This window comes from Micromonospora sp. NPDC000089 (genome assembly GCF_042899365.1).
Classification (GTDB): Bacteria; Actinomycetota; Actinomycetes; order Mycobacteriales; family Micromonosporaceae; genus Micromonospora.
Window position 1 is genome coordinate 93,855 of record NZ_JBIAZT010000006.1, and the last position, 10,939, is coordinate 104,793.

Annotated in this window: 1 protein-coding gene and 1 pseudogene; both read right to left on the reverse strand. The window is 72.7% G+C overall.

Features of this window, described 5'->3' with window-relative positions:
- Positions 1-47: 47 nt before the first annotated feature.
- Entirely contained in the window at positions 48-5,546 is a 5,499-nt protein-coding gene (locus tag ACFY3U_RS13755) for a beta-ketoacyl synthase N-terminal-like domain-containing protein (protein ID WP_387200111.1), read from the reverse strand.
- A pseudogene (locus ACFY3U_RS13760) lies at positions 5,488-10,926 on the reverse strand (beta-ketoacyl synthase N-terminal-like domain-containing protein); the annotation flags it as partial. The pseudogene ACFY3U_RS13760 and the gene ACFY3U_RS13755, both read right to left, overlap by 59 nt.
- Positions 10,927-10,939: the final 13 nt, after the last annotated feature.

The following is a 10,939-nucleotide window of genomic DNA, read 5'->3' on the forward strand; positions in this document are numbered from 1 at the left end:
TCTGTCCTCACGAAGGTGTTGATGGGGTGGGGAGCCTCGAACCGATGTCAGGTGAGTCCGAGTTCCGCGTCGATGAAGTCGAGGACATCGTCGGCAGACGCGGATTCGAGCTGCTCCGCCACCGACGCGACGTCCGCCTGCTCGCGGACCCCGTTGCACTTGGCCACCAGCCCCTGGAGGCGAAGCGTGATGGCGGACCTCGTGGACTCGTCGAGTGCCAGGCTGCCGATCAGCGACTCGACCTCCCCGATCCTGGTGTTGACCTGGGCGATCGCGTCGCCGCCGGTGCCGAGCTCGTCGCGCAGGTGACGCGCGAGGAGGTACGGGGTGGGGTAGTCGAACGCCATCGTGGCCGGCAGTTTCAGGCCGGTCGCCTCCCGCAGCCGGTTGCGCAGCTCCAGTGACGTCAACGAATCGAACCCGGTGTCCTTGAACGCCCCGTCCGAACGAACGGCCGCCGCTCCGGAGTACCCGAGCACGACCGCGACCTGAGCACGCACCAGGTCCAACAGCAGCGAATCCTGCTCCGCCGGGGCGAGTCCGGCCAGCCGCTGGGCCAGCCCACCGTCCCCGCCGGCCGCGGTCCGCGCCTGCTGCCGTCCCGACCGCACCAGACCGCGCAGCAGATGCGGCACCACACCGCTGGCACGCACCCCCCGGAGGTCGAGCTTGACCGGTACCAGCAGCGCCCGCTCGGACGCCAGCGCGGCGTCGAACAGTTTCATGCCTTCCGCCGGCGTCATCGCCCGCACGCCGCCGCGGCTCATCCGCGCCTGGTCCGCCCCGCCGAGATGCTCGGTCATGCCGGTGGCCTGCTCCCACAGGCCCCACGCCAACGACAACCCAGGTAGGCCACCCGCCCGACGGTTCGCCATCACGGCGTCCAGGAAGGCGTTCGCCGCCGCGTAGTTGCCCTGCCCGGGAGAGCCGAACACGCCCGACCCGGACGAGAACACCACGAACGCATCGAGGTCCATGCCGCGGGTCAGCTCGTCGAGATGCCGCACCGCGTCCACCTTGGGCGCGAACACCCGCGCCAACCGCTGCGGAGTCAACGCCTCAATCACACCGTCATCGAGAACACCCGCCGTGTGCACGACACCGGTCGGGCGGTACTCCGTCAGCAGGGCCGACACGCGGTCCCGGTCGGACAGGTCGCAGGCGACGACCGATGCCTCGGCGCCATGCTCCGTCAGCTCCGCGATCAGGTCGGCCACACCGTCAGCGTCCGGGCCCCGCCTGCTGGCCAACACGAGACGCCGCACACCGTGCCGGACCACCAGTTGCCGGGCCACCACCGCCCCGAGCACGCCCGCACCAGAAACCAGGACAGTCCCTTCCGGATCGAACACGGCGGGAGCCTCCCGCGCCTGCTCATCGGCACGGGCCAGGCGCGGCACGAAGAGGGCCCCTCCGCGCACCGCGGCCTGCGGTTCCTCGCTCGCCAGCACCAACCCCAGCAGCTGCTCGACGGCACCGTCGGGATCCAGGTCCAGCAGGGTGATTCGGCCCGGGTTCTCGGCCTGAGCAGAACGCATCAGCCCCCACACCGCCGCCGCGGCCGGATCGGCCACCATCCCGTTGCCGGCAGGCACCGCCCCTCGAGTCACGACCACCAGCCGCGACTCCTCCGGCCCAGCCAGCCACGTCTGCAGAGCAGCCAGCACCCGCGAGGTCACGGCAAGGGCGTCGTGCTCTCCGGCCACCTCCAGGACCTCGACGTCGGGCCGACTGTCGACCGGGTCCACCGCCGTGGCGGGCAGTTCGGTCCACTCCACGCGGAACAGCGAGTCGTGCGTATCCGTCGTCGCAGCGATCTTCTCCACGGACACCGGCCGGGACACGACCGAGTCGGCCGTCAGCACCAGAGCGCCGACCCCGTCAGCCGCCTCCAGCGAGACAGTGCCAGGCCGGCCGGGCACCAGCCGCACCCGCAGTGCCGAGGCGCCGGCTGCGTGCAGCGCCATCGCGTTCCAGTCGAGCGGCAGCCACGGCTCGTCCGGGCCGCCAGCGACGCTGAGCAGCGTCGGCTGCAGGGCCGCGTCCAGCAAGGCGGGATGAACACCGAAGCGGTCCGCCTGGGTACGCATGTCGTCCGACAGGGCGACCTCGGCGAATACCTCCTCGCCCCGCTGCCACACCGCGCGCAGGCATTGGAAGGCGGGCCCGTAGCCGTGACCACGCTCGATCAGGTCGGGGTAGAAGTCCTCAACCTCGACCTGCTGGGCACCTGGTGGCGGCCACGCCGTGAAGTCGACATCCTTGACCGGCAACTGCGCGGCGGACAGAACGCCGGTGGCATGCCGCGTCCACCCCTCCCCGCCGTCCAGTAGGGCGTACACGTCCACGGTCCGCACGCCGTTCTCGCCCGGTCCGCTCAGGGCCACCTGCACCCGGACCCCGCCGTGCTCGGGCACCACCAGCGGCGACTCCGTCGTGAGCTCGTCCAGTACCGGACACCCCACCTCATCGCCGGCCCGCACCGCCAACTCCACCAGCGCACTGCTGGGCAGGAGCACGACCCCGTCCACCGCGTGGTCAGCCAGCCAGGGATGCGACCGTAGCGACAGGCGTGAGGTGAACACGAGGCCGCCGAATCGGGGCAACTGGACCATCGCTTCCAGCAGTGGGTGACCCGTCGCCGACTGACCAAGCGACGCCGCGTCGGTCGCGGACTCCTCGGCCTGGAGCCAGAAGTGCTGGTGGTCGAACGCATAGGTGGGCAGGTCCACATGCCCTGTGACAGGAGGAAGGACGCCGTTCCAGTCGACCGCGACGCCTCGGACGAACAACTCGGCGATCGAGGTCAGCAGCCGTCGCGGGCCGCCGTCGTCCCGACGTAGCGTCCCCGTCACCACGGCATCGGCGTCGTCGACGATCTCGCTGATCGGCTGCACCAGCACCGGGTGCGCACTGACCTCCACGAACACCCGATGTCCCTGCCTGACCAGGTCGGCCACCGCAGGCCCGAACCCCACCTGGTTACGCAGGTTCGCGTACCAGTACGCGCCGTCGACGACCCCGGCGTCCCGGATCCACTCCCCCGTCACGGTCGAGTGGAACGGCACCACCGGGGCCTGTGCCGTGATCCCCGCCAGCGCGTCGGCGAGTGCTTCCCGGATGTCCTCCACGTGTCGGGTGTGCGAGGCGTAGTCCACCGCCACTCGCCGGACCCGAACATCCTGGCCGGACAACACCTCCAGCGCCTCGTCCAACGCCTGGGCATCGCCGGCGACCACCACCGATGACGGACTGTTCACCGCCGCCACCTCGACCCGGTCAGCCCACGGCCGCAACCGTGCGACCGCCTCGTCCTCGCTCAGCGCGACCGACGCCATGCCGCCCCGGCCGGACAGCTTCGCGGCGATGGCCCGGCTGCGCAGCGCCACCACCCGAGCCGCGTCCTCCAACGACAACGCACCCGCCACACAGGCCGCTGCGATCTCACCCTGCGAGTGGCCCACCACGGCGTCGGGAACCACGCCCACCGACGCCCACACCGCGGCAAGGCCCACCATCACCGCGAAGCTCGCCGGCTGCACCACGTCGACCCGGTCCAGCATTCCGGGGGCGGTCTCGCCGTGCAGCACGTCCACGAGCGACCAGTCGACCCACGGCGCCAGGGCGGCGGCACACTCGGAGATCCGCTCGGCGAAGACCGGCGAGGATCCGAGCAGTTCACGGCCCATTCCGAGCCACTGCGAACCCTGACCCGGGAACACCCACACCACCTTCCCCGGCACCCCGGCGCTGCCGGTCACCAAGCCGGCGGCGTCCTGGCCGCGGGACAGCGCCGCCAGGCCGGCGAGCGCCTCCTCACCAGAGCCGGCCACCACCACGGCACGCTCGCCGAGCAGTGCCCGGTCGGACACCAACGCGCCGGCCACACCGGCCAGCGACGCCGCACCCGACTCGAGGTACGACGCGAGCCGCCCGGCCTGCCCGGTCAACGCCCCGGTGCTGCGCGCCGATACCACCAGCGGCACCACCCCGTCGGGGGGCGTCCGTTCGGCCGGCGCCGGATCCTCGGGTGCCTCCTCGATGATCAGGTGCGCGTTCGTCCCGCTGATCCCGAACGACGACACCCCCGCCCGGCGCGGACGCTCGCCCCGAGGCCACTCGCGCGCCTCGGTCAGCAACTCCACCGCGCCGGCGGACCAGTCCACCTCGGTGCTGGGCTGCTGTACGTGCAGCGTCGCCGGTAGGACGCCGTGCCGCAGCGCCTGCACCATCTTGATCACGCCGGCCACGCCCGCCGCCGCCTGAGTGTGCCCGATGTTCGACTTCACCGAGCCCAGCCACAGCGGAAGCTCCGGGGCGCGGCCCTGGCCGTAGGTGGCCAGCAACGCCTGCGCCTCGATCGGGTCACCCAGCACCGTGCCCGTACCGTGGCCCTCGACGACGTCGACCTCGGACGCCCGTAGCCCGGCATTGGCCAGGGCGGCGCGGATCACGCGCTGCTGGGACGGGCCGTTCGGCGCCGTCAGCCCGTTCGACGCGCCGTCCTGGTTCACCGCGATGCCCCGCAGCACCGCCAGCACCCGATGCCCACGCTCGCGGGCCACCGACAGGCGTTCGAGGAGCACCATGCCGACACCCTCGGCCAAGCCCATCCCGTCCGCGCTGTCCGCGTACGCCTTGCACCGCCCATCGGTGGCCAGCCCTCGCTGCCGGGAGAACGACAGGAAGGAGCCGGGTTGAGCCATCACCATCGCGCCGCCCGCCAGCGCCGCCGAACACTCGCCCTGCCGCAGTCCCTGCACGGCCAGGTGCATCGCCACCAACGACGACGAACACCCCGTGTCCACCGTCACCGCGGGCCCCTCGAAACCGAGCACGTACGACACTCGGCCAGTCGCGATGCACGGGGCGGCACCCGTGCCCGCGAAACCCTCGAGCTCCGGCGCGACCTGACGACCGGAGCTGGCCCCGTAGCCCTGGCTGGACAGCCCGGCGAACACCCCGACGTCGCTGCCTCTCCACGACACCGGGTCGACGCCCGCCCGTTCCATCGCCTCCCAGGAGGTCTCCAGCAGCAACCGCTGCTGCGGATCCATCGCCAGCGCCTCACGCGGCGAGATCCCGAAGAATCCAGCGTCGAACAGTCCCGCACCGTCGAGGAAGCCACCCTGGCTCGTGTACGACGTGCCCGGACGGTCGGGGTCCGGGTCGAACAGGGCCGCGAGGTCCCAGCCGCGGTCGGTGGGAAAGCCGGCGACGGTGTCGACCCCGTTCGCCACCACGTGCCACAGGTCCTCCGGCGAGGACACCCCGCCCGGGTACCGGCACGCCATACCCACGATGGCGATCGGCTCCCGCGCCTGGTCCTCGACCTCACGCAGCCGCCTGCGGGCGTCGCGGGCGTCACCGATGGCCCTCTTGAGGTAGTCGCGGAGTTGTGCCTCGTCAGCCATTGAACTCAGCTCCCAGGGGATGTCCGTGTGCGATTGCCGTCGGTGGATCCGCAGCGTGCGGGTCGTGCGGTGGTCAGGCGAAGCGGTCGACGAGGGCGAAGAGTTCGTCGTCGCTGGCGGCTTCCAGGTCATCGTCGGACGGGTCCGGATCGGCCGCCGCCTCCGCTGCGTTCAGCAGTTCCCGCAGGCGCGTGGTGATGCGGTCGCGGGCCTCGTCGTCGGAGGCCGCGGACCCGATCGCCGACTCCAGGCCGGCGAGATTGGCCAGTACGGAGTCGACCGGGGACATCTCGTCGACGGCGAGTTCGTCGCGCAGGTGACGGGCGAGGACCTGCGCGTTCGGGTAGTCGAAGACCAGGGTTGCGGGCAGCTTCAGACCGGTCGCCTCGCGCAGCCGGTTGCGCAGCTCCACCGACGTGAGCGAGTCGAACCCGGCGTCCTTGAACGCCCCGTCCACCCGGACGGCACCCGCTTCGGAGTGCCCGAGCACGACCGCGACCTGGGCACGTACCAGGTCCAGCAGCAGTGCCTCCTGGTCGGCCGGGGCGAGCTCGGCGAGTCGGCGGCCCAGCCCACCGTCCCCGGCGGACGCCGCCCGCGCCGACTGCCGGCTCACCCGGACCAGGCCTCGCAGCAGGTGTGGTACGCCGCCGCCGGTGGCAGCATCGGCACGGACCTCCCGCAGGTCCAGCTTGACCGGCACCAGCAGCGCCGGCCCGGACGCCAGAGCGGCGTCGAACAGATCCATGCCATCCTCGGACCCGAGACCCAGGACGCCCCCGCGCCCCTCGCGCCGGCTCATCCGATCCAGAGTGAGGTCGTCGATGGTGTCCGCCATGCCGGTGAGCTGCTGCCATGGCCCCCAGGCCAGCGACAGCCCCGGCAGGCCCGCCGCCCTGCGATGGGCCATCAGGCCGTCCAGGTAGGCGTTGGCGGCCGCGTAGCCGCCGCTGCCCGCGCCCATGAAGATCGACGAGGCGGACGAGTACACGACGAACGCGCCGAGGTCGAGGTCGCGGGTCAACTCGTCCAGGTGCCGCGCCGCGTCGACCTTCGGTGCGAACACCCGGGCCAGTTTGTCCGGGGTCAACGCCCCGACCACCCCGGCGTCGAACACTCCCGCTGTGTGCACGACAGCGGTCGGACGCTGCTCCGCCAGCAGGGCCGCGACCTGATCCCGGTCGGACAGGTCACAGGCCCGCACCGACACGTCGGCGCCCTGCTCGGTCAGCTCGGCGACCAGCTCCGGCACCCCGTCGGCGTCGCGGCCCCGGCGGCTGGCCAGCACCAGACGCCGCACACCGTGCCGAGTAACCAGGCGGCGGGCCGCGAGAGCGCCCAACGATCCGGCGCCCGAGACCAGCACCGTCGCGTCCGGGCCGAACCCGGCCGGGGAGTCCGCGGCCGGGCCGACGCGGGCGAGACGCGGCACGGACAGGGTCATCCCGCGCGCCGCGACCTGCGGTTCCCCACTGGCCAGCACCGCACCCAGCACCGCCTGCGGTCCGTCGGAGGCGGCGGGATCGCAGTCCAGCAGCACGATCCGGTCCGGGTTCTCTGCCTGGGCGGCACGCACCAGACCCCACACGGCCGACGCGGCCGGGTCCGTCACCACGCCGTCGCCGGCGGGCATCGCGCCCCGGGTGGCCACCACGAGCCGCGACTCGTCCAGTTCGGCTGCCGTCAGCCACGCCTGCACGACCGCCAGCACCCGCGACGTCACGGCCAGCGCGTCGCCGTCGCCGACCGCCTCCAGCAATGCCGCTGCGGGCGGCTCGGTCAGGGCGGCCACGTCGTCGGCGGTGGCCACCGCCACCCACGACGGCGACGGCTGCCCCGCGACCGCGGGCAGTTCGGTCCAGTCGACCTGGAACAGGGAGTTGGCACCCGTCGCGTCCACCTGTTCGGTGGAGACGGCGCGCAACACCAACGAGTCCATCGTGAGGACCGGACCGCCGGCCTGGTCGGCGGCCTCGACGGTCATCGCGTCCGGGCCACCGGGCGCGACCCGGACCCGCAACGCCGACGCACCCACGGCGTGCAGCACGAGCCCGTTCCACGCGAACGGCATCACCGACCGTCCGGGCTGCTCTTCCGTCCCGGCTGCCGCGGCGGCGACGGTGCCGGTCTGCAGGGCCGCGTCCAGCAACGCGGGGTGGATGCCGTACCCGGCAGCCTCCTCGCGATGCTCCTCAGGCAGGGCGACCTCGGCGAACACCTCCTCGCCCCGCCGCCACACCGTCCGCACCCCCTGGAACGCGGGCCCGTACGCGTAACCACGCTCGACCAGGTCGGTGTAGAGGTCTCCGACCTCGACCCGCTGCGCGCCCGAGGGCGGCCACGCCGTGAAGTCGAACCCCGTGCCGGTGCCGCTCGGCGTCGCCGACACGACACCCGTGGCGTGCCGCGTCCACCCGTCGGCTTCGTCCTCGCGCAGCGAGTACACGGCCACCGGGCGCCCGCCGTTGTCGTCCGGTCCGCCCACCGCGACCTGGACCCGGACGCCGCCGTGCTCGGGCACCACCAGCGGCGTCTCCGTCACGAGCTCGTCGAGCACCGGGCAGCCGACCTCGTCGCCGGCCCGCAGCGCCAACTCCACCAGACCGGTGCCGGGAAAGAGCACAACGCCGCCGATCGCGTGGTCGGCCAGCCACGGATGCGACTGCAACGACAGCCGTGAGGTGAACACCACCCCGTCCGACTGCGGCAGCCGCACCACCGCGCCGAGCAACGGGTGGTCCGTCGCCGACTGACCCAGCGACGCCGCGTCGGTCGCCGCGTCGGCCGACCGGAGCCAGTAGTGCTGGCGGTCGAAGGCGTAGGTCGGCAGCTCCACCCGCGCGGACGCCGCCCCGGCCGGCAGCATCGCGGCCCAGTCCACGGGGACGCCGCGGACGAACAGCTCGGCCATCGACGTGAGCAGCCGTCGCGGACCACCGTCGTCACGCCGCAGCGAGCCCGTGACCAGGACATCGGCGTCGTCCACGAGCTCGCTGATCGGCTGGACGAGCACCGGATGCGCGCTGACCTCAAGGAAGATCCCGAACTGCCGGCCGAGCAGGTCGGCGACCGCCGGGGCGAACCTGACCTGGTTGCGCAGGTTCCGGTACCAGTAGTCACCGTCCACGACTCCGGCGTCCCGGATCCACTCGCCGGTCACCGTTGAGTGGAACGGCACCACCGGCGCCTGCGCCGTGATCCCGGCCAGGGCCGTGGCCAGCGTGTCGCGGATGTCCTCCACGTGCCGCGAGTGCGACGCGTAGTCCACCGCCACCCGTCGCACCCGGACGCCCTGACCCGCCAACGACTCCAGCGCCTCGTCCAACGCCCGGGCGTCACCGGCGATCACCACCGACGACGGACTGTTCACCGCCGCCACCTCGACGCGGTCCGCCCACGGCGCCAGCCGGGTGAGAACGTCGTCCTCACTCAACGCGACGGAGGCCATGCCACCGCGACCCGACAGCGCCGAGGCGATGGCCTGGCTCCGCAGCGCCACCACCCGGGCGGCGTCTTCGAGGGACAGCGCCCCCGCCACACACGCCGCCGCGATCTCACCCTGCGAGTGGCCCAGCACGGCGTCGGGCCGTACGCCCGCCGACGCCCACACCGCCGCCAGGCCGACCATCACGGCGAAGCTGGCCGGCTGCAGCACGTCGACGCGGTCCATCAGGTCGGGGTCGGCGTCGCCGCGCAGCACGTCCTCCAGCGACCAGTCGATCCACGGCTTCAAGGCGGTCGCGCACTCGGCGACCCGCTCGGCGAAGACAGCCGAGGAGTTCAACAGCTCGCGGCCCATGCCGATCCACTGCGAGCCCTGGCCGGGGAACACCCACACCACCTTCCCGGGGGCGCGGCCGCTGCCGGTCACCACACCGACGGCGTCCTCGCCACGGGCGAGCGCACCGAGCCCGGCCACCGCGTCCTCGGCGGAACCCGCCACCACGACGGCGCGGTCGTCCAGCACCGCCCGGCCCGAGACCAACGCGCCGGCCACACCCGCGAGCGGCATCCCCGCCTCCTGGATGGACGCGGCCAGCCGATCCGCCTGACCGGCCAGCGATGCCGCGCTCCGAGCCGTCACGACGAGCGGCACAACCCCATGGGTCGTCACCTCGTCGGTGGGCTCCTCGGGTGCCTCCTCGATGATCAGATGTGCGTTCGTCCCGCTGACCCCGAACGACGACACACCGGCTCGGCGCGGGTGTCCGTCCCGCGGCCATCGGCGTGCCTGGGTCAGCAGCTCGACCGCCCCCTCTGACCAGTCCACCCCGGTGGTCGGCTCGTCGACGTGCAGGCTGGGCGGCATCACCCCGTGCCGCAACGCCTGCACCACCTTGATCACGCTGGCCACGCCAGCGGCGGCCTGCGCATGGCCGATGTTCGACTTCAACGACCCCAACCACAACGGCTTCCCGGGATCGCGGCCCTGCCCATACGTCGCCAGCAACGCCTGCGCCTCGATCGGGTCACCAAGGGACGTTCCGGTCCCGTGGCCCTCGACGACGTCCACCTCGGACGGGGACAGGCCGGCGTTGGCCAGGGCGCTGCGGATCACCCGCTGCTGGGACGGGCCGTTCGGCGCCGTCAGCCCGTTCGACGCGCCGTCCTGGTTCACCGCGCTACCCCGCAGCACGGCGAGGACCCGGTGTCCGCGCTCCCGGGCCACCGACAGGCGCTCGAGGAGCACCATGCCGACGCCCTCGGCCAGGCCCATCCCGTCCGCGCCGTCCGCGTACGCCTTGCACCGCCCGTCCGCCGCCAGCCCGCGCTGCCGGGAGAACACGACGAAGGAGTTGGGGCTGGACATCACCATCGCCCCGCCGGCCAGTGCCATCGAGCACTCGCCCTGCCGCAGCGCCTGCGCCGCGAGGTGCATCGCCACCAACGACGACGAACACGCGGTGTCGATCGTGACCGCGGGCCCCTCGAGACCGAAGACGTACGACACCCGGCCCGAGGCCACGCTCGACGCCACCCCGGTGCCCGCAAAGCTCTGCATCTCCGGCCCGATCGGACCGGACCCGTAGCCCTGCGGGGCCGCGCCGACGAACACGCCGACGTCGTGGCCCTTCAGCGACGTCGGGTCGACGGCGCCGTTCTCGAAGGCCTCCCACGATGCCTCCAGCAGCAGCCGCTGCTGCGGATCCATGGCCAGCGCCTCACGCGGCGAGATCCCGAAGAAGCCCGCGTCGAACAGCCCCGCCTCGTGCAGGAAACCGCCCTGGCTGACGTACGAGGTGCCCGAGTGGTCGGGGTCCGGATCGAACAGGGTCTCCAGTTCCCAGCCGCGGTCCGTCGGGAAGCCCGACACCGCGTCCCGGCCCTCGGACACCAGCCGCCACAGGTCCGCGGGCCCGGTTACGCCACCCGGCAACCGGCAGGCCATCCCGACGATGGCGATCGGCTCCCGGGACGCGCCGAGGAGCTGACGGTTGCGCTCCCTCAGCTCGCCGGCCTCGGCCACCGACCGCCGCAGCGCCTCGACGACCCTCTCATACGACGCACTCACCAGGCGCCCCCAA